General features: G+C 70.8%; 20 protein-coding genes and 1 tRNA gene. 15 read left to right on the top strand and 6 right to left on the bottom strand.

The features are described from left to right. Positions 1 to 3: 3 nt before the first annotated feature. A complete protein-coding gene (locus ACLBWP_RS16635; RefSeq protein WP_447655990.1) occupies positions 4 to 1,128 on the top strand; it encodes an epoxide hydrolase family protein in 1,125 nt (374 codons plus the stop codon). A 13-nt stretch (positions 1,129 to 1,141) separates the two neighbouring features. Continuing rightward, positions 1,142 to 1,216, top strand: a tRNA-Arg gene (locus ACLBWP_RS16630). A 4-nt stretch (positions 1,217 to 1,220) separates the two neighbouring features. Here the strand turns inward: ACLBWP_RS16630 and ACLBWP_RS16625 are convergent. Further along, positions 1,221 to 1,844, bottom strand: a complete 624-nt coding sequence (locus ACLBWP_RS16625; protein ID WP_447655989.1) for a TetR/AcrR family transcriptional regulator — start codon at positions 1,842 to 1,844, stop codon at positions 1,221 to 1,223. After that, entirely contained in the window at positions 1,844 to 2,245 is a 402-nt protein-coding gene (locus ACLBWP_RS16620) for a hypothetical protein (protein WP_447655988.1), read from the bottom strand. Before ACLBWP_RS16620 ends, ACLBWP_RS16625 begins: the two co-directional genes overlap by 1 nt. Before the next feature lie 207 nt (positions 2,246 to 2,452). On the opposite strand from ACLBWP_RS16620, the gene ACLBWP_RS16615 reads away from it, so the two are divergent. From ACLBWP_RS16615 to ACLBWP_RS16595, 5 genes are all read left to right on the top strand, one after another. Beyond that, complete coding sequence (locus tag ACLBWP_RS16615; protein WP_447655987.1) at positions 2,453 to 3,619, top strand: hypothetical protein; 1,167 nt, start codon at positions 2,453 to 2,455, stop codon at positions 3,617 to 3,619. Positions 3,620 to 3,684: 65 nt separating this feature from the next. Then, positions 3,685 to 5,352 (top strand): glycosyltransferase, encoded by a 1,668-nt coding sequence (locus tag ACLBWP_RS16610; protein ID WP_447655986.1) that lies wholly within the window; start codon positions 3,685 to 3,687, stop codon positions 5,350 to 5,352. 76 nt (positions 5,353 to 5,428) lie between these two features. Then, positions 5,429 to 6,769, top strand: coding sequence for a histidinol dehydrogenase (gene hisD, locus ACLBWP_RS16605; protein WP_447655985.1), 1,341 nt, complete (start codon positions 5,429 to 5,431; stop codon positions 6,767 to 6,769). 54 nt (positions 6,770 to 6,823) lie between these two features. Beyond that, on the top strand, positions 6,824 to 8,347 hold the full coding sequence (locus tag ACLBWP_RS16600) for an APC family permease (protein WP_447655984.1): 1,524 nt from the start codon (positions 6,824 to 6,826) through the stop codon (positions 8,345 to 8,347). Further along, a complete protein-coding gene (locus ACLBWP_RS16595) occupies positions 8,344 to 9,198 on the top strand; it encodes a nitrilase-related carbon-nitrogen hydrolase (RefSeq protein WP_447655983.1) in 855 nt (284 codons plus the stop codon). Before ACLBWP_RS16600 ends, ACLBWP_RS16595 begins: the two co-directional genes overlap by 4 nt. Here ACLBWP_RS16595 and ACLBWP_RS16590 read toward each other — a convergent pair. From ACLBWP_RS16590 to ACLBWP_RS16580, 3 genes are all read right to left on the bottom strand, one after another. Beyond that, positions 9,161 to 10,075 carry a LysR family transcriptional regulator gene (locus tag ACLBWP_RS16590; RefSeq protein ID WP_447655982.1) on the bottom strand — a complete coding sequence of 305 codons (915 nt, stop codon included), beginning with the start codon at positions 10,073 to 10,075 and terminating at the stop codon, positions 9,161 to 9,163. The genes ACLBWP_RS16595 and ACLBWP_RS16590 overlap by 38 nt on opposite strands. Then, on the bottom strand, positions 10,072 to 10,566 hold the full coding sequence (locus ACLBWP_RS16585; protein WP_447655981.1) for an HD domain-containing protein: 495 nt from the start codon (positions 10,564 to 10,566) through the stop codon (positions 10,072 to 10,074). The genes ACLBWP_RS16590 and ACLBWP_RS16585 overlap by 4 nt, the downstream gene beginning before the upstream one ends. Positions 10,567 to 10,766: 200 nt before the next feature. Continuing rightward, positions 10,767 to 11,273 (bottom strand): MarR family winged helix-turn-helix transcriptional regulator, encoded by a 507-nt coding sequence (locus ACLBWP_RS16580; RefSeq protein WP_447655980.1) that lies wholly within the window; start codon positions 11,271 to 11,273, stop codon positions 10,767 to 10,769. A 145-nt stretch (positions 11,274 to 11,418) separates the two neighbouring features. Here ACLBWP_RS16580 and ACLBWP_RS16575 point away from each other — a divergent pair, with 145 nt between their 5' ends. Next, the gene (locus ACLBWP_RS16575) at positions 11,419 to 13,368 is read left to right on the top strand and encodes a potassium transporter Kup (RefSeq protein WP_243562878.1); all 1,950 of its coding nucleotides are present in this window, start codon (positions 11,419 to 11,421) and stop codon (positions 13,366 to 13,368) included. Between the two features lie 81 nt (positions 13,369 to 13,449). Here the strand turns inward: ACLBWP_RS16575 and ACLBWP_RS16570 are convergent, their stop codons facing one another. Continuing rightward, entirely contained in the window at positions 13,450 to 14,334 is an 885-nt protein-coding gene (locus ACLBWP_RS16570; RefSeq protein ID WP_447655979.1) for a LysR family transcriptional regulator, read from the bottom strand. A gap of 95 nt (positions 14,335 to 14,429) precedes the next feature. Here ACLBWP_RS16570 and ACLBWP_RS16565 point away from each other — a divergent pair, with 95 nt between their 5' ends. The 7 genes from ACLBWP_RS16565 to ACLBWP_RS16535 all read left to right on the top strand — a co-directional run bounded on the left by ACLBWP_RS16565 (position 14,430) and on the right by ACLBWP_RS16535 (position 19,255). Next, on the top strand, positions 14,430 to 15,152 hold the full coding sequence (locus ACLBWP_RS16565; RefSeq protein ID WP_447655978.1) for an SDR family oxidoreductase: 723 nt from the start codon (positions 14,430 to 14,432) through the stop codon (positions 15,150 to 15,152). Between the two features lie 86 nt (positions 15,153 to 15,238). Beyond that, a complete protein-coding gene (locus ACLBWP_RS16560) occupies positions 15,239 to 16,000 on the top strand; it encodes an SGNH/GDSL hydrolase family protein (RefSeq protein ID WP_447655977.1) in 762 nt (253 codons plus the stop codon). Positions 16,001 to 16,164: 164 nt separating this feature from the next. Then, positions 16,165 to 16,743, top strand: coding sequence for an RHS repeat-associated core domain-containing protein (locus ACLBWP_RS16555; protein ID WP_447655976.1), 579 nt, complete (start codon positions 16,165 to 16,167; stop codon positions 16,741 to 16,743). Between the two features lie 4 nt (positions 16,744 to 16,747). Further along, positions 16,748 to 16,978, top strand: coding sequence for a hypothetical protein (locus tag ACLBWP_RS16550; protein ID WP_243562873.1), 231 nt, complete (start codon positions 16,748 to 16,750; stop codon positions 16,976 to 16,978). 119 nt (positions 16,979 to 17,097) lie between these two features. Continuing rightward, a complete protein-coding gene (locus ACLBWP_RS16545; protein WP_447655975.1) occupies positions 17,098 to 17,367 on the top strand; it encodes a hypothetical protein in 270 nt (89 codons plus the stop codon). Between the two features lie 204 nt (positions 17,368 to 17,571). After that, entirely contained in the window at positions 17,572 to 18,225 is a 654-nt protein-coding gene (locus tag ACLBWP_RS16540; protein ID WP_447655974.1) for a type IV toxin-antitoxin system AbiEi family antitoxin domain-containing protein, read from the top strand. Next, a complete protein-coding gene (locus ACLBWP_RS16535) occupies positions 18,218 to 19,255 on the top strand; it encodes a nucleotidyl transferase AbiEii/AbiGii toxin family protein (RefSeq protein ID WP_447655973.1) in 1,038 nt (345 codons plus the stop codon). Before ACLBWP_RS16540 ends, ACLBWP_RS16535 begins: the two co-directional genes overlap by 8 nt. Positions 19,256 to 19,601 lie beyond the last annotated feature (346 nt).

Here is a 19,601-nt window from a genome sequence, read left to right as displayed (position 1 = left end):
GGCATGACCGCGATGTGGATCGACGACGACACCATCTCCGACCTGCGGGAACGACTGCGCGCGACGCGGTGGCCGGACGCTCCCGCCGGCACGGGCTGGTCCCTCGGAGTCGACGTCGACGAGCTGCGTGATCTGGTGGCGTACTGGGCCGACGGGTTCGACTTCGCAGCGCACCGTGCCGCGTTGGCGGCGCTGCCGAGCCGCACGGTCCAGGTCGACGGCATCGGGATCAACGTCCTGGTCGGGCCGTCGACCGCGCCAGCCGACGGCCCCACCCCGCTGCCGCTGCTGCTCGCGCACGGCTGGCCCGACTCGACCTGGCGGTACCGCTCCGTGCTGCCGCTGCTGTCCGCGGCGGGCTTCGACGTGGTGGTGCCGGACATGCCCGGGTACGGGTTCTCGGATGCTCCGCCGCAGGTCCTCGACGCCCGACAGGTCGCCGGCATGTGGGCGACGCTCATGACGACCCTGGGGTACGAACGGTTCGCGGTGGCGGGTGGCGACATCGGGACGCACGTCGCCCGGTACCTCGCGCTCGACCACCCGGCGCGCGTGGTCGCCGCGCACCGGATCGACGGCGGTCTCGCCTGGCCGGGCATCGACGTGTCGGAGCTGTCGCCGGCCGAACGGGACTTCGTCGCCGCGACCGATGCCTGGCGGAACGCCGAGGGGGCCTACGCGATGCTGCACCGGACGAAGCCGCAGACCGCGGCCGTCGGGCTCACGGACTCGCCCGCGGGACTGGCGGCGTGGATCGTCGAGAAGCTCCGGTCGTGGAGCGACTGCGACGGCGACCTGTGGTCGGTCTACACGCGCGACCAGGTTCTGGCGCTCGTGACGGAGTACTGGGCGACGGGCACGATCGGCTCCGCGATGCGGATGTACCACGCCAACGCCGCGATCCCGCCCGAGCAGTCCGCGCGCCGAGTCGAGGCGCCGTCCGGGTTCTCGCTGTACCCGGGCGACCTGGTGACGGCGCCCCGGGAGTGGCTGGAGCGGACGACGAACCTGGTGTCCCTGACGTACCCGGCGCGGGGTGGGCACTTCGCGCCGATCGAGCAGCCGGAGTCGTACGCGGGGGAGCTGGTGGCGTTCCTCGAGCCGTACCGGCAGGCGGTGGTTCGCTAGAGTGGTCGAGCTGGCCTCTGTAGCTCAATGGAAGAGCAGTTCCGTCCTAAGGAAAGGGTTGGGGGTTCGAGTCCCTCCAGGGGCACCAGCGGTCAGCCAGCGAACCCGCCCAGCAGCAGCTCCCCGAGCTCACGAGCGCAGGCGTCGGGATCGAGCCCCGGATCCGCCTGCAGCCGCTCGATCATGGCGTCGACCGCCGCCTGGTACGTGACCGCCATGGTGCGCGCGTCGATGTCGGACCGGATGTCGCCCTCCTGCTGGCCTCGCCGGAACAGGCGCTCCTGCCCGCTGTGCAGCTCGTCGAGGTCGGACAGCGACGCCATCAGCACCCCGTCGGCGTCGCGCAGGTTGCCCACGAGCTGCTGGATCGCGCGGTACTCGTCCGGCAGGCGCGTGGGCACGCGTGACGCCACGACGATCGCCCGCCGGATCACCTGGGGGACCGGGGCGGTCAGGTCGACCTGGTCGGCGACAGCACGTGTGAGCTGCCGCAGGGCGTGCAGGCCGCTCTCGCGCAGCAGGTCGGTGAGGTCGTCGAAGTGCCGCCAGAGCAGTCCCTTCGAGACGCCGGCCTCGGCGGTGATCGCGTCCGAGGTCGTCCGGACGAACCCGTCACGAGCGAGCAGTCGGACGGTCGCCTCGACCAGCTGCGTGCGTCGTGCCTCGGCCGGCAGCCGGCGACGAGGGGGATGCGCGGGGGCCGAGCTGCCGACCATCAGCGAGTCCAGCGGCGCAGGTCACGCCGGGATGCCGCGGCGAGCACCACCATGAGCACGGCGATCAGGGCCATCTCGACGCGCATCCACGGCGTGAACAGCCCGGGCAGCAGCGCCTCGACGATGTTCGCGAGCGCCAGGACGACGGCGATCACACCGACCGCGACCAGCCCACGGCGCTGTCCCCGGAGCGCGGAGCGCAGCCGTGCGGCGAGCAGGAGACCCAGGCACGCCACGATCACCATGTGGACCCAGTCCTCGGAGGTCGCGGCGCCGGGGTCGACGGCGGACAGCACGCCGAGTGCGACGAGCGTCCCGATGATGACGACCGCGTAGGTCAGGACAGCACGCGTTGTCAGGGACGAGACACGGCTGGCGGAGGAGCGCTGCAGGATCGGCATGTCGACCACGGTAATGACTGAGCAGTCATTTGTCGAGGACTGCCGTCGCCGATGCAGTGGCGACTGGACTCGTCGTCGCGCCCGACGGGAGTCCTCGACAATGAGGACACGGATGTACCCCGTACGTGGGCTACCGGATGACCGTTCTGCGGAGTGGAATGAGGGCACCGGGGACCTGCTCGTCCCGGCCTGCCAGAAGGGCTCCAGTTGGCCGTCACCGCCCCGCGGGCACTCCGCCCGCCGACACGACTCGCCCCCGGCGCCACGGTGTTCCCGCCGCTGCCCGCGGTGTGGGTGCGCTGGGTCGTCCGGCTGGTGCTCGCCGCCCCGTTCGTGGTGCTCGCCCTCGTCGTCAGCCGCGCGCCGACGACCCCGCTCCTGCTGCTGACGGGCAACGAGATCACCTTCGACCGTGCATCGACCGCGTTGGACGGGGGCGTGGTGCAGGCCATCGGTCAGCTCTACCCCCTGCTGTCGGGCGTGGTGCTGCGGATCATGCCGTTCGGCGTGCACGGCGCCGCGGTGCTGGGCGGTGTCGTGGCCGGCATCGTCCTGCAGGTGCTGGCGCAGGCGATGGTGCGACGCGGCCTGCCGATGCGCAAGGTCGTCGTGTTCACGATCGCCCTCGGCGCGAATCCGCTGTTCGCCTTCGTCGCGCTGAACGACCTGCAGGCATTCGTCGGCATCGTGCTGTTCGCGCTGGCCCTGACCGATCTGGTCCGGTTCTCGGCGAACAGCGACACGCAGGCCGGGTTCCGCGCGGGCCTGGTGCTGATGGCGTCGACCCTCGTGGACCCGATGGGCCTGGTCTACCTGGTGGTCGCCGCGATCGCCGTCCCGCTCGTCGACCTCGCACGACAGGGACAACGTGGTGCCCGCGCGGCGAACACCCTGGTCGTCGTGTTCCCGAGCGTCGCGGTCCTGGTGTCGATGATGGTGCTCGACCTGATCGTGATGCGGGACCCGTTCGCGGCCCTGCGGACGACGATCGTCGTGGACGGCAGCCGTGTGTCGGACGTGCTTCGCCTGTTCACGACGGCCGACGGCCTGCTGCTCGTGGTGATGCTGGTGGCCGGCTGCGCGCTCGCGCTGCTGGTGGGCCGCCCCGGCGCGATCGGCATCGTCGTCGCGCTGTTCGCCGGCATCCTGGGTGGCTACGTCATCGGGCTCATCCCACCGGCCTCGGCGGGCAACACCTTCGTCACGATGATGGCCGTCGCCATCGCGATCGTGCCGCGCGCGACCAGCCGGGTGACCGGCGGCCTGGTGATCGCCCTGATGGTCCTGCAGATCCCGCTCGCCTGGGCGGCAGCGTCGCAACGCGCGGTCGTCGTGGAGTGGGTCCACGCCATCGCGACGGTGGTACAGCCGTGACCGGCGCCGAAGCGCCGCCGAGCCTGCCTGTGGGCGGCGACCCGCGCCTCCCGGCCGTCCTGGACGTGACCGTACCCACGGGCGGGCCGCGGCACCGCAGCCACGAGGCCGCGTGGCAGCCGCCGCATCGCTGCACGGTCCAACGGCACGTCGACGAGGGCTGGATCGCCGCGGCACGCGTGCGCGACGGCGTCCTGGTCCTGACCAGCGACCGGAGCGACCCGGAGGTGCTGGCCGCAGCGCTCGCCGAGGAGTTCGGGGAGCCCGTGGTCCTGCGGAGCGTGTCGGAGGCCGTGGTGCGCGCCCGGATCGTCGACGAACTGCACGTCGAGCTCGCCGACCTGGCAGCGCACGGCCTGGCGCAACGGGACCCCGAGCTGTCCGCACGGACCGTCCTGTCGCGCGGTCAGGCGATCGGCGGGGTGATCGCCCTGGTCGTGCTGCTCGGCTGCCTGGTGCTCCGGCCGACGCTCACGGTGGCGGTGGTGACGGCCGTGTTCTCGCTGTGCTTCCTGGCCGGCATCGTCTTCAAGTTCTGGGTCTCGCTGGTCGGCGCCCGGTTCGACATGACCGAGCAGGTGTCCGCCGAGGACGTCGCGGCGCTCCGGGACCAGGACCTGCCGATCTACTCCGTGCTGGTGCCGGTCTTCCGCGAAGCGAACATCGTGGGCGACCTGGTCCGGAACCTCGAGGTGCTGGACTGGCCGAAGGACCGGCTCGAGGTGCTCGTCCTGGTGGAGGCCGAGGACCACGAGACCCGTGACGCCGTGCTCCACGCCGATCCGCCGGCCTGGATGCGGATCGTCATCGTCCCGCCGGGAGCGCCCCAGACGAAGCCCCGCGCGTGCAATGTCGGTCTGGCGATCGCGCAGGGCGAGCACGTCGTCATCTACGACGCCGAGGACCGCCCCGACCCCGACCAGCTCAAGAAGGTGTTCATCTCGTTCGGGCGTGCCGGCGCGGAGACCGTGTGCGTGCAGGCGGCGCTGAGCTACTTCAACGCGGACGAGAACGCCCTGACCCGGATGTTCACCCTGGAGTACTCGTACTGGTTCGACTACATGCTCGCCGGACTCGACGCCCGCGCGCTGCCGATCCCGCTCGGTGGCACGTCGAACCACTTCCGTACCGACCTGCTGCGCGAGCTCGGCGGCTGGGACCCCTTCAACGTCACCGAGGACGCCGACCTCGGGATCCGCGCATCGGCCGTGGGCTACCGCGTGGCAGTGGTCAACTCCACCACGATGGAAGAGGCGAACACCTCGATCCCGAACTTCGTCCGGCAGCGGTCCCGGTGGATCAAGGGCTACATGCAGACCGCGCTGGTCCATGCCCGCCGCCCGCGGGCACTCGTCGGTGAGATCGGCTGGCGGCGCGCCGCGGCGTTCACGCTGCTGATCGCCGGGACGCCCGTGACGTTCCTCGGGATGCTGCCCGGGATCGTCGTGACGGTGCTGACCCTCGTGCTGCCGGCATCGTGGACCGCGGCGTTCTTCCCCGCGCCCGTGCTGTGGCTGAGTGTGGTGAACTTCCTGCTCGGGAACGCCACGATGATCTACCTGACGATGATGGGGCCGTTCAAACGGGCGCAGTTCGACCTGATGGCGTGGGCGCTGCTCAACCCGTTCTACTGGATCCTGCACTCCGTCGCGGCCTACAAGGGCCTGTGGCAGCTGATCACCCGGCCGCACTACTGGGAGAAGACCGAGCACGGGCTGACGAAGACCACCTGAACCCATCGTGTTGTGCGATGGCAGCCACGCGGTTTTCGGTCTTCCTGCGCCCGCCGCGACCGGCCACGCTGATCGCATGCAGCTCTCACCCCGCTTCACCGCTCGGCACAGCGACCGCTTCCGGTTCGTCAAGGCACCCGGCATCGACGCCCCGCCCGCACAGCGCGACCCCGAGGTCGTCGCCACGGTGAGCCGGATGCTGTCCGACATCGAGCGCGACGGCATGGACGCCATCGCGCGGTACGCGCGGGAACTCGACCACCAGGACGGTCCCGTTGAGTACACCGCGGCACAGATCGCGGCGAGCGGCGACCGCCTGGCTCCGGACCTGCGCCAGGCGATCGAACTCGGCTCGGCGCGGACGAAGCAGTTCGCCGCCATGCAGCGCGAGCACCTGGTCGACTTCGAGTCCGAACTGGTCGACGGGCTGGTCGTCGGCCAGCGGTACGTCCCGGTCGGCAGCGTCGGGGCCTACCTGCCGGCAGGCCGGTTCCCCCTGACGGCGAGCGCGTTCATGACCGTCGGCGTCGCCAAGGTGGCGGGTGTGCCGACGGTCGTCGCGTGCACCCCGCCGCAGCCGGACGGTGGTGCGAACGCCGCGGTGACGTACGCCGCGCACCTGTCCGGCGTGGACCGGCTGTTCGTGCTGGGCGGCGTGCAGGCCCTGGCAGCGATGGCGTTCGGTCTGCTCGACACGGACCTGGACCCGGTCGACATGCTCGTCGGTGCGGGCAACGCCTACGTCGCCGAGGCGAAGCGGCAGCTGTTCGGCACCACGGCGATCGACCTGCTGGCGGGGCCCAGCGAGGTCGCCGTCATCGCGGACGACACCGCCGACGCCGAGATCGTGGCGGCCGACCTGCTGGGACAGGCCGAGCACGGGCCGAACTCCCCGGCAGCGCTCGTCACGACGTCCGAGCGCCTGGCGACCGAGGTCGTCCGAGCGGTGGACCGACAGCTGCCGACCCTGTCGACCGAGCCCATCTGCGGCCCGGCCTGGCGTGACCACGGCTCGGTGGTGCTCGTGGCCACCCGCGAGGACGCCGTGGCCGTGATGGACGAGTTCGCGCCCGAGCACCTCGAGGTGCAGACCGCCGAGGACGACTGGTACCACGACCACCTCACGAACTACGGGTCGCTGTTCCTGGGTCACTGGAGCACGGTCGCGTACTCGGACAAGGGCATGGCCGGCACGAACCACACCCTGCCGACCGCCGGGGGTGCCAAGCACAGCGCCGGGCTCTCTGTGTCCCGCTACCTCAAGCCGCTCACGTACCAGCGCATCGCACGCCAGGCGACCCCGTCCGTGGCCCACGCCGTGGACGTGATCTCGGCGAGCGAGGGCATGAGCGCGCACCGGGCCACCGCGACGATGCGGCTCGACACGTTCGCGCCCCTGCACGCGTCCACCGACTGACCTGCCCTGTCCCCTCTTTCCGCAACGAACCACCCGACCGCATCGGAGCCAGCGATGACCACCGAGCACCACCCCACCCCGGCCGCCCCCGGCCTCAAGCGTGAACTCAAGGTCGCTGACGCGGCCGCCTTCTCGGTCGGCCTGATCGGTCCCGTCGGCGTCATGGCGCTGTTGGGCGCCGGCGCGGCAGGCATCCTCGGTCGCGGCGCCACCTGGGCGTTCGTGTTCGCCCTCGTCGCCGTGTCCCTGGTGGCCTACGGCTTCGTCAAGCTGTCGCGGCACATCGCCCACACCGGGTCCGTGTACGCCACGGTCGGTCTGACGCTCGGCGCCCGGGCCGGGTTCATCGCGGGGTGGGCGCTGTTCTTCGCCTACGTCACGATCGGCGCTGGATCCGGCATCGAGATCGGGCTGTTCGTCACGCAGCTGCTCAACGACCTGGGGCTCGACGTCAGTCCGGACTGGATCTGGATCACCGTCGTCGCGCTCGCCGTGGTCGTGCTGCTCGGCCGCCGCCCCGTGCACGTCATCACCCGGTCGCTGCTGTACGCCGAGCTGATTGGCGCGGTGCTCGTGACCGTGCTGAACGTGGTCGTGCTCGTCCGGCTCGGGATCGGCGCGGCACTGGCCGGGCGGCACCTGACCTGGGACTTCCTGGCGCTGCCCTCCGGCACCGACGTCGGACTGATCGCTGGCGCCGCGGTGTTCGGGTTCCTGGCGTTCGCCGGGTTCGAGGGTGCCGCGACCCTGGGCGAGGAGACCAGCAACCCCAAGCGCGACATCCCCAAGGCGCTGAAGATCGCGATCGTCGTCGTGGGGGCGTTCTACCTGCTGTCGATCATCGCGCAGTCCCTGGGGTACGGCACGTCGGCCGCGGGCGTGAAGCAGTTCGCCGGATCCGCGGCCCCGTACGGCGACCTCGCCCGCACCTACGTCGGCACGTGGCTGGCCGACCTGCTGACGCTCGCGGCGGTCGTCAGCCTGTTCGCGATCTTCCTCGGCACGCTCTCGGGTGCGTCCCGCGTCCTGTTCGCCCTGTCGCGCGACACGGGGCTCGCCAAGCCGGTCGCGAAGCTGTCCGCGCAGGGGTCGCCGGTGAACGCCCTGAGCGTCGTCGCCGTCGTGGCCGTGCTCATCGTGATCGGCGAACGGCTCTCCGGCGCCGCGGTCCTCGACGCGACCTACTGGGCGCTCACGGTCGGCACGATCGCGCTGCTGGTCGCGTACGTCCTGGCCACGATCGGTGCGGTCCGCTTCCTGTTCTTCTCGGGTCGTGCCGCCACGCCGAAGTGGCAGATCGTCATCCCGCTGCTGGCGCTGGCCCTGGTGCTGTACACGATCTACAAGAACGCCGTCGGGCTTGAGGCGCCCTACAGCTGGTTCCCCTACATCGTCGCGGCCTGGCTGCTCATCGGCCTGGCGATCACGTTCCGCAGGGGCCTGGTCGCGCGGGTCGGGTCCGCCCTGGCAGCGTCCACAAGCACCGGCCAGGAGGCCCCTCCCGCGGTCGCAGACGCCGGCCCCGCACCGCGACAGGGCCGTGACACGCGCGACGACGCCCAGGACGTGGTCCGGTGACCCGGGTCGCGGCCGTCCAGCTGGCACCGGTGGTCGGTGCGCTCGCCGCCAACGCGGCCACCATCCAGGCGGCGCTCGACGCGGTACCGGACGACGTCGACGTGGTCGTCCTGCCCGAGCTCGCCACCAGTGGCTACGTCTTCCGCGATGCGGACGAGGCGCGGTCGTGTGCCGTCACCGCGCAGGACGCGACCGTGTCCGGGTGGGCGACCACGGCCTCCAGGCTGGCCCGTGGAACGGGTGGGATCGTCGTCGGCGGTTTCGCCGAGGCGGGCGCCGACGGAGCCGTGTACAACGCGGCCGCGGTCGTCGACCGAACCGGCGTCGTGGGCGTCTACCGCAAGGTGCACCTGTGGGACGGCGAGAAGGCCTGCTTCACGCCGGGCTCGCAGGGCCCCCTGGTCCTCGACACCCCGCACGGGCGGATCGGGGTCGCGATCTGCTTCGACATGGAGTTCCCCGAGTGGACCCGGATGGCCGCGCTGGACGGCGCCGAGATGCTCGCGGTGCCTACCAACTGGCCGTGGGTCGACCGGCCCGAGGGGGAGCGCGCCCCCGAGGTGCAGATCGCGATGGCCGCGGCACGGGTCAACCGGATGGCGATCGTCTGCGCTGACCGCTGCGGGACCGAGCGCGGCGTCGACTGGAACGAGGGCACCACGATCGTCGACGCCGACGGCTGGGTGCGGGCCAGCACCGGGCCCGGCGCGGGGATGGTCGTCGCGGACCTCGATCTCGTGGCGAACCGCGACAAGACGTTGACCCCGCGCGCGGACCTGCTCGGTGACCGCCGCCCGGACCTGTACCAGGCGCTCAGTCGTCCCGGTCGGGTCGGTCACCGCGGCCGCTGAGGAGTTCCCGGGCCAGGCGGGCCAGCTCGGCCGTGGCCGCCGACAGCACGGCACCCTCGCGCTCGACCAGCGCGACGGTGTCGTGGAGTGGTTCGGCGAACGGCGTCCAGTGCAGTCCGTGGGCGAGGGCTGCCTCGGCCACGGCGCGTGCGACGAACGTGTCGCCCACGCCCGAGGCCACCAGGGCCAGCGCGGTCTCGACCTGCTCGACCTCGACGTGGGGTTGCAGCGCGACGCCCGCGGCCCGGGCACGCTCGGCGAGCTGCCGCCGGGTGGGGTCACGCCAGCCGTAGTGCGCGTCGTAGAGCACGAGCCGCCGCCGTGCCATCTCCTGGATCGTGATCGGCTGCTCGGCGACCGAAGGGTCCCGGCTCACGAAGACGACCTCGTCCCGGCGGAGCGGGGTGACACGGAGGCCGTCTGCGTCGATCGGCAGCACGACCAGCCCGGCCTCGAGCCCACCGGACGCGACCTCGTTCGCGACCTCGACGGAGTTCAGCCCGATGACCCGCAGCCGCACTGCCGGGTGGGCCGTGTGGAACCGGGTGAGCAACTCGTCGAGGGCGTAGTACTTGGCGTTCCGGAGCAGCCCGAACGACGCCGTCCCGCCCACCAGCGAGGTCACCGCCCGGAGTGCCCGGTCGGCGGCGTCCGCCTCGGCGACGATCCGTTCGGCGATGGGCAGCAGGACCGACCCGGCGTCCGTCAGGCCGAGGTGTCGGCCACCGCGGACGAACAGTCGGGTGTCGTAGGTGCCCTCGAGCCGGCGGATGAACTCGGAGACGGACGACTGCGACATCAGCAGCGCGGTCGCCGCCGCGGTGAACGAGCCCAGGCGTGCTGCCGCGACGAAGACGCGGAGCTGGACGAGGGTCACGCGTGAGCGGGCGGGGACGCGACGCCGAACTCGGCGAGGACCGCGGGCAGCGTCGTGCCGAGCAGCACGGCACTGCGCTCGTACTTGTCCTGCAGCCGGGCCCGGGTCGCGTCGTCCTCGACCAGCGCCAGTCGCGCGGGATCGGCGTTGTGGCTGAGGTCGGCACGCTTCACCCGGAGCGCGATGCCCGAGTCGTCGGCACGGACCCGGGCCATGGACTGCTCGAGCGTCTCGCCCCGGCGCTTCGTCAACGCGTCGACGGCCAGCACCTGTTCGACGGTGAACCCGGCGGTGCGCAGGTCGGCGAGGGTGACGTCGGTGTCCTCGACCACGTCGTGCAGCAGCGCCACGACCCGTTCGTCGTCGGTCGACAGTCGCTCCGCGACGGCGACCGGGTGCTCGACGTACGGGCGGCCGGACTTGTCCACCTGGCCGTCGTGGGCCGTGGTCGCGAGTCGGCGGGCGAGTTCGACCTGGTCCTGCTGCGTCATGGTGCCAGCGTGCCACGCCGCGGGGGGATCAGGGGAGGGGCATCAGGGGCGGAGCATCAGGGGCGGGGAGGATGGTCGCGGTTGCGGCCCCCACAGCGGCAACCGCGACCCATCGGACTCCCCGCGCGGGTCCGAGTCTGCCGTGGCCGGGTGGCTGAGACATCCTCCGGAAGACTGATCTGTGTCCTCGGACACATCCGTCAGACGGAGCGCTTCCGTCGCGGCTTCGCCGACCGCGGTGGCACGGTGCGCATGTGGTCCCGCACGGTGCCGAGCGTGCGGGCGAGCCCGGCGACGTCCTCGGGGGCGAGCGGATCGAGGAACAGCTGCCGCAGCACCGCGACGTGCCCCGGGAACACCGCGGCCAGCACGTCCCGTCCGACGTCGGTGATCGTGACGGTGACGCCGCGGTCGTCCTCGGGCGACGGCCCGCGAGTGACCAGGCCCGCCTGTTCGAGCAGCCCGACCTGGTACGTCAGGCCGCTCCGGCTGTAGACGACCCCGTCGGCCAGGTCCGTCATCCGCCGGCTGCCGTCGGCCGCGTCGCCCAGGGTCGCCAGCAGCTGGAACTGCACGTAGCTCAGGTCACCGGCGTCGCGGAGCTGCTGCTCGACCGTGTGGCGGAGCAGGCTGCTGACCTCGATCAGTGCGAAGTAGGCGCCGAGTTCGTCGGGGCGCAGGGGGCCGGGGGGCGCGTGGTCGTCCATCGCTCCAGCGTAAGTCGTTCGACTTCGAAGCAGCGTCGCGGCGCCACGGCGCGGAGCGGACAGCGCGCTGCGAGCGCCCCGGGCAAGTGGTGGCAGGATGAGCGCTGGCCGCTTCCCTGGCGGCGCAGATCAGGAGTGATCGAGCGTGACCGAGACACACTCCGCGGCACCCGTCACCGAGGACACCGCGGCCCCCGAGCACGACGGCCGGATGGGGACGACGGCGCTCGCGCTCGCCGCCCTCGGCGTCGTGTTCGGCGACATCGGGACCAGCCCGCTCTACGCGCTGCGCACCGTGTTCACCATCGACGGCGGCATCGTCAAACCGATCCCCGAGGACGTCTACGGCGTGATCTCGATGATGTTCTGGAGCATCACGATCATCGTGTCGATCAAGTACGTGCTCGTGCTCATGCGCGCCGACAACAACGGTGAGGGCGGGGTGATGGCGCTCGCGGCCCTGGCCCGGCGCCTGTACGCCCAGCGTCGTGGCGGCGCCACCATCTTCCTGGTGATCGGCATCATCGGCGTCTCGCTGTTCTACGGCGACTCGGTGATCACGCCCGCGGTGTCGGTGCTGTCGGCCGTCGAGGGCCTGCAGACGGCGACCCCGGCGATCGGGCACCTGATCGTGCCGATCGCCGCCGTCATCCTGGTCATCCTGTTCGCCGTGCAGCGTTTCGGTACCGGCAAGGTCGGCACGCTGTTCGGCCCGATCATGCTGCTGTGGTTCGTGGTGATCGCCGTCGCGGGACTGCCGTTGATCGTGCAGCACCCCGGTGTCCTGCAGGGACTGTCACCGACGTGGGCGATCGCCTTCGTGTTCGCCCACCCGGTCATCTCGTTCGTGGCGATGGGTGCCGTGGTGCTCGTCATCACCGGTGCCGAGGCGCTGTACGCCGACATGGGCCACTTCGGCCGCGTGCCGATCCGCCGGGCCTGGTTCTTCGTCGTCTTCCCCGCGCTCGTCCTGAACTACCTGGGCCAGGCGGCGCTGGTGCTCGAACACCCGGAGGCCACGAAGGACCCCTTCTTCCTGCTCTTCCCGAACTGGGCGCAGCTGCCCGTGGTGGTGCTGGCGACCATGGCGACGGTCATCGCCAGCCAGGCCGTCATCTCCGGCGCGTTCTCGCTGACCCGGCAGGCCGTGCAGCTCGGGCTGCTGCCGCCGCTGACGATCCGCCAGACCTCCAAGCGCGAAGGCGGCCAGATCTACCTGCCGGCCGTCAACCTGCTGCTGTTCATCGGCGTGATGGCGATCATGCTCGCGTTCCGGTCCTCGGCCAGCCTGGCCACGGCGTACGGGGTGTCCGTCACGGGCGCGCTCGTGACCGACACGATCCTGCTGCTGCTGGTCGTGAAGCCGCTCTGGCACTGGTCGACGTGGAAGCTCGTCGTCGTCGCGGTCGTCTTCGGTGGCCTCGAGCTGACGTTCCTGGCGGGCAACCTGTCGAAGGTCCTGCACGGTGGATGGGTACCGCTGCTGATCGCGCTGGCGGTCATCACCGTCATGACGACTTGGCGCCGCGGCCGGCAGCTCGTGCAGGACGAACGCCGTGCGCGCGAGGGCTCCCTCGACGAGTTCATCGCGAAGATCAACACGAAGCGGGTCCCGCGGGTCCGTGGCATCGGAGTGTTCCCGCACCCGAACAAGGAGACGACGCCGCTGGCGCTCCGCGCGAACGTGGAGCACAACCACGTCGTGCACGAGCGGGTCATCATCGTGTCGGTCATCACCGCGAACGTGCCGCACGTGCCGCACAGCAAGGCGTTCACGCGCGACGACCTCGGCTACTCGGACGACGGCATCGAGCACGTCACGATCAAGTTCGGCTTCTCCGACGATCAGGACCTGCCGCACGCCCTGCACGCCGCCTGCCTGGCCGAGGTGCTCGACCTGGAACCCGACGCCATGTCGGACGCGTCCTACTTCATCTCGCGTGGTGCTCTGCGGCCGATGCGCGGCAACGGCGGGATGGTGAACTGGCGGAAGCGCCTGTTTGTCGGGCTCGCGCACAACGCGGCCGACCCGGCCTCGCGGTTCAACCTGCCGCCGCAGCGCACCGTCACGATGGGCATCGACGTCGAGATCTGACGTCGGCCAGGCCGGAGGACCCAACCGGACCGCACGGACCGGACCGGACCGGACCGCACGCACCGGACCGGGCCGGACCGCTCAGGCGGACCGCGCCTCGGCGCCCGCCAGCGTCGCCGCCGCGTGCACCGCGTTCCGCACCACCCGGGCCACGTCCTGGGACGTGGACGCCGCCGGCCACGCCACCACCGTCGTCGCGAGCGGCGCGTCGAGCACCGGCACCGCGACGTGCTCCGGCCACTGCAGCGTGCGGCTGGACCGCGGGATCACGATGACCGTGTGCCCGAGCGCCACGAGCTGCGCCAGCTGCGCCTGCGAGTGCACCTCGGGTCCTGGTCCGTCCGGGTAGGTGCCGTCGATGCGGGGCCACCGGGCGGCCGGCAGGTCCGGCAGGTCCCGCAGCTCGGCCGTGGACACCGAGGCGCGGGCCGCCAGCCGGTGCGAGCGGGGCAGGATCGCGACCTGCTGCTCGGTGCGCAGGTCCTCGGTGTCGAAGCCCGTCAGGTCGTCGTACGTCCGGTGCATGATCGCCACGTCGGCGGTCCCGTCGCGCAGGAACGCCCCCTGCTCGTGCACCTCGCCGAAGCGCACCTCGAGCGGCAGTCCCAGGGGATCGGCCTGCTGCACGTCGAGCAGTTCCTGCAACAGGTCGTGGTCCGCGCCGGCCTTGACGGCCAGGACCAGACGCCGCGTCGGCTGACCGGCCCGTCGGGCACGCCGGCCGGCACGGGCCACCGCCTGGAGTGCCGGTCTGGCCTCCTCCAGCAGCACCGTGCCCGCCGCGGTGAGCACCACGCCGCGTGGCGTGCGGTCGAACAGCGCCGCCCCGATCCGCTGCTCCAGTTGCTGCACGGCGCGCGAGAGCGGCGGTTGCGACATGCCGAGCCGGGCCGCCGCCCGTCCGAAGTGCGCCTCTTCGGCCACGGTCACGAAGTACCGGAGTTCGCGGGTCTCGAGATCGTCCACGACGTCGAGCCTACGTCGCGCCGATACCCGTCCGGTATCGCCGACCACCCGACAGGTCTTGGACGCCGGAACTCGGTCGGACCCAGGATCGAGGCATGACATCAGCAACGACCGCCCTGGTCACCGGGGCGAACAAGGGCATCGGGTTCGCGATCGCACAGTCACTCGGGAGGCTCGGCATGCGTGTCGTCGTCGGCGCGCGTGACACCGCGGCCGGCTCCGACGCCGTGGCCCGGTTGGCCGCACAGGGCATCGACGCGTCCTCGGTGCAGCTCGACGTCACCGACGACGCGAGCGTCGCCGCCGCGGCCCGCGAGCTCGACGAGCGGTTCGGCACGGTCGACGTGCTCGTCAACAACGCCGGCATCTCCGGGTCGTTCGACCCCGTCACGTGGGAACAGGACCCGACGACGACGGACCTGGATGAACTCCGGCGGATCGTCGACACGAACGTGTACGGCGTCGTCCGGGTCACGAACGCGGTGCTCCCGCTGCTGCGCCGGTCGAGCGCCCCGCGGATCGTGAACACCTCGAGCAGCATGGGGTCGCTCACCCGGCAGCCGGGACCGGTGATGGCGGCGTACTCGTCGTCGAAGACCTTCCTGAACAGCATCACCGTGCAGTACGCCCGCGCGTTCGCCGACACCCCGGTGATCGTCAACGCCGCCTGCCCGGGCCTGGTCGCGACGGACTTCAACGGCTTCGCCGGCGACCGGACCCCCGAGCAGGGCGCCGCCCCGGTCGTGCGCCTGGCGACCCTGCCCGACGACGGCCCGCGCGGCGGCCTGTTCGACGAGGACGGCGTGGTGCCCTGGTGATCCGTTCCCATGAACCGGCCATGAGCTGCCGAAGGATGCTCCCAGGTCGGTGACGCCCGCGCTGCCGTGGCCCTACCGTCACCAGCATGCAGTTCTCGCGCACGCTCGTGGTGTCCACCGCGATGACGCTGACCGTCGTGGTCGGCCTGATCGGGTGGGACGCCGCGACGACCACGACGGCGACCTCGGCAACGGCGGGCACGTCGACGGCGCCGGGCGTCGCGAACAGGACCGGCAGCGCGTCCTCGCTGCCGCAGACCACCGCACAGGGAGCACCCGTCACCAGCGACACCGCCGTCGTGACGATCGGCGACTCGATCATGGCCGGCCACGGACTCGACGACCCCTCCGACGCCTGGCCCGTGCTGCTGGGCACCGAGACCGGCCAGGCCGTGACGAACGACTCGTGCAGCGGCGCGGGGTTCATCGCCGTCGGGGACTGCGGCACCGACTACGACGGGCTGCTGGCCGCCGCGGTCGCGAGCGCACCGGGGACCGTCCTGATCGAGTCGTCCGACAACGACCTCGGGCAGGACCCCACCGCGCTCGCCGCCGCCACCACGTCGACGATCGCTGCCCTGCACGCCGCGCTGCCCGATACCCGCATCGTGGGCCTGAGTACGCTCTGGGACCAGCCGGGCACCGTGCCGGACGAGGTCGCCGCCAGCAGCGCCGACCTGCAGCACGCGGTGCAGGCCGTCGGCGGGACGTACATCGACGTCGGACAGCCGATCGCCACCGGTGCCGGGCTGCTGCAGGCGGACAGCGAGCACCCGACCGACGCCGGGCAGCAGGTGCTCGCGACGGCCGTGCTCGCCGACCTGCGCGCCGCCGGCATCGAGGGCTGACCCGCGATCAGTCCGCCACGATCAGTTCTGGGCGGGGTCAGCCTTCGGTGGGGCGGTGCGGCGTCGCGATCCGGTCGTGCAGGGGCTCGGTCTGCCAACGCTCACTGACGTTCAGCGGCGTGACGGAGAAGCGCTACGGGTGGGCGGAACGGGAAGGCGTGCAGATGATCGCCGTGATCGGTGACGCCGCACACGATCGGCGACTTCGCCAATGCTCGTCTCGCGGCCGCGGCCGCCGTCAGGTCGACCCGATCAACGACCTGTACGGCACCGACACTGTCAGCGAGAACGGCGGCGACGACGGACTCCCGTCCGACCCCTTCGGGTTCAAGGCCGGGATCGACGACAACCACACCGGGCTCGTGAAGTTCGGACTCCGCTGGTACAACCCCGACGTCGGGTCCTGGACACAGCAGGACACCCTGGACCGACCGCTCGACCCCAGCAACGGCGATCGCTACGCGTACGCCGGTGGCGGCCCGATCAACAGCTCCGACCCAACCGGGTCCATCTCGTTCAGCCTGTTCGCCAAGCTTCTCGTTGCCGTCGTCACCGGGAAGGACGTCTACACCGTTCTTGGCCCCTCGACGAGGACAGAAGGCTTGAGTACTGACTTCTCCATCGCCTGTGGGCTCGTCGCGGGAGCGATCGCTGTGCCCACTGTCGCAGGCGCGCTCCTGGCCCTCGGAGGGTGTTGTGTGGCTACGAAACTCGTTGAGAACGCCCTAGAAGAAGAAGGCTGATCCCATGGCACCGACAGATTCTGGTCCAGAGGACAACGGAGCACAGCGCCCGAGCCGTTACCAGTGGCGGTACGGGCCGCTTCGACTCGTCATGCCGTGGGTAGCGATCGTCGTCGGGGCCCTCCTCGCCATCATGAACAGTGATCCGGTGCTCCGGATAGGCGGTATCGGGCTGATCGTCTTCGGCATCATCCTGTTCTTCGTCTACCGCTTCATGGCCAAACGAGGAGTCTGAGTTCGTCAGAGTGCTGCTGTACCCACCGCGGGCGGGTGCAGCAGCACTCTTCGCGTGAACGGGTCCTCGAACCAGGTTCACGGTCCCGGTGCAGACTGGGGCCAGATCACCCTGCACCGATGCCGACGTACACCTGGCAGTTGGTCCGGGACCGTCGGTTCTGCGGTCGGGTGCGCGTACGACTCAAGTACATCGAAGCCGAAGACGTCGCGACGTTGTCGGCCAAGGATTCGGGTATTCCGTCGACGAGTGCGGTGCCGCGTCAACGGGTTGACGTGGTACCCGCGCTCATGGGAGATGGGATCACGTTTGACCCGTGTCTGCTCGCCGGAACGATCGCGTGGGCAGCACGGATCCGCCGTTCGCTACTGGTCAGCGTCAGCCCGTAGCCATTGCGTGCTGACGCTCATCCGCTCAGCGAGTGCCATCCCCGCGGATGGGACCTCTTGGACCCCGCAAGCCAGCAAATCAGTGAAGATGAGGCGAAGCGCGGCATCCCCCAAGCTGATGGGAGGCCCACCGCGCGTCCGACCCGATCGGCGAACCCTCCACGAGCTATAACGTTTGTATCAATTATTGGTTACAATCGTTGTATGGCAGGGGCAACTATGGCGCGTCTTGCGGCGATCGCGGAACAGCGCTGGGGACTGGTGACGACCGAGCAGGCTGCAGCTGTCGACGTCACACGGAACGCGCTGACACGGCTCACCGCGTCGGGAGCGCTGGTGCGGGTAGCGCAGGGCGTGTACCGGATGGCGGGCGCACCCGAGCTCGAGAACGAGGGGATCTACGCCACGTGGCTCGCACTCGGTGGAGCGACCCGGCCGGCCACCGACGAGGGTGTGGCACCGGTCGTCGCGGCCGGGGTCACGGCCGCGATCCTGCACGGCATCGGCGACTTCTACCCGGAGCAAGCGGACTTCGTCGTCCCGTCCCGCCGCGGCACACGGCTGCCGGCACGACTGCGGGTTCGATCGCTGACGCCGGCCGAGGTGACCTTCGCCGAGAGCGTGCCGACGCTGACGGTCGAGCGAACGATCGCGGACCTGGTGGGGCTGTGGACCGATCGGTCCCTGGTGGCTGATGCGCTGTTCTCCGCGTACGAGCAGGGCAAGTTCGTTCGGCCGTGGCAGCTCGTCGAGTACTTGGAACCACTCGCGGGGCCGGCGGGCTTCCGCGACGGGACCGACTTCGCGGCCGATCTGCTGGCCATCGCCGGGATCCGACACCCGGTGACCAATGGCTGAGGAAGGGTACGGCAGTTGGACAGCGATCGCGTCAGCGATCAAGGCCTCCGCGCAACGCGCTCGCGCGGAGGGCGCCACGAACCAGGACGTCGGGGCGCTGATCGCCCAGGCGAGGCTGGACCGGTTCCTGTCACGGGTCTTCTCCGACGGCGAGCGGTCGGAGTGGCTGCTCAAGGGCGGCGGGGCGATGCTCGCCCGGGTCTTGCACACTCGCGCGACGAAGGACGTCGACCTGGCCTCATCGAGCGGGGATCTCGACGAGGCGCAGGTGGCGCTTGAGCGAGCTGCGGGTCAGCAACTCGACGACCATCTCCGGTTCGAGCTCACCACCGCCCGTGCGACCGGCCGGGGCGACAACCAGCCCGGCGTCCAGACCCGCCGGCTGCTGTTCTCATGCTTCGACGTACAGACCGGCCGGAAGGTGGGGGAGGTGCCGGTCGATGTCGTCGTGGGGCCAGCACCTGTCGGGACGGTTGAGACCGTCACCCCGGCGAACCGGCTGCCGCTGCCGCGGGATCTCCCGGCCCCGCAGTACCGGCTGTTCCCCGTCGCCGACCAGGTCGCGGAGAAGGTCTGCGCCACGCTGCAGGACTACGACGGCAAGCCGAGCAGCCGCGTGAAGGACCTCGTCGACCTGGTCACCATCGCCCGGACGCAGCAGATCAGCATGCACGAGCTCCACGCTGCGATCGAGCACAAGCGCCGGCAAACCAACCTCGACCCGATCAGGACCTTCGCGGTCCCGGAGGGGTGGGACCGGCAGTACCGGACGCTCGCGGCCGCGACGCCGTCTGCTGGCGGGATCACCGACGTTCACGAGGCCGAGGAGTTCGTGCGCACCCTCATCGATCCGGCTCTCGACGGCGACAGCGAGCAGACCTGGTGCCCGGGCCACGGATGGCACGAAGCCGGCGAAGTGCCGGCGACCGAGAAGTCCACCGATGATCGTTCCGTGCACGTCGACGCGCATGTCCGGAGCGGGCACCCCGGCAGCGAGCATCACCGCGGCCGCCGCGTATCCGGCGCGTAGCCGGCCACGGCCCACGAACTGGGACACACTCGCCGCACCGCGGAACCCTGAGCATCGACCGAGCAACGGGCCGATTCGGAAGATCGCGCGCGAGCGGCGGGACGTGTACGCGAACGAGATCGCGCGTGCCGTGCGATGACGACGCAGCGGCAGTGGCGTCGTCCGACCCAACAGCCGACGCAGATGACTCCGAAGATGTCGAAGTGACAGACGAACCCGACGTGAAGGGTGGAGCTCAACCGCTCCAGTACTCTGCCGACGCACTGGACCCGCAGACGCCAGACGAAGGCCGCAACACGGTCGGATGATCAGCGAGGACCCCCAAGCGCTGCGCATGTGGTCGAGC

Source organism: Microbacterium sp. M1A1_1b (genome assembly GCF_053345565.1).
The sequence above is the reverse complement of the archived record's forward strand: the minus strand, read 5'-3'. Positions and strand labels throughout refer to the sequence as shown.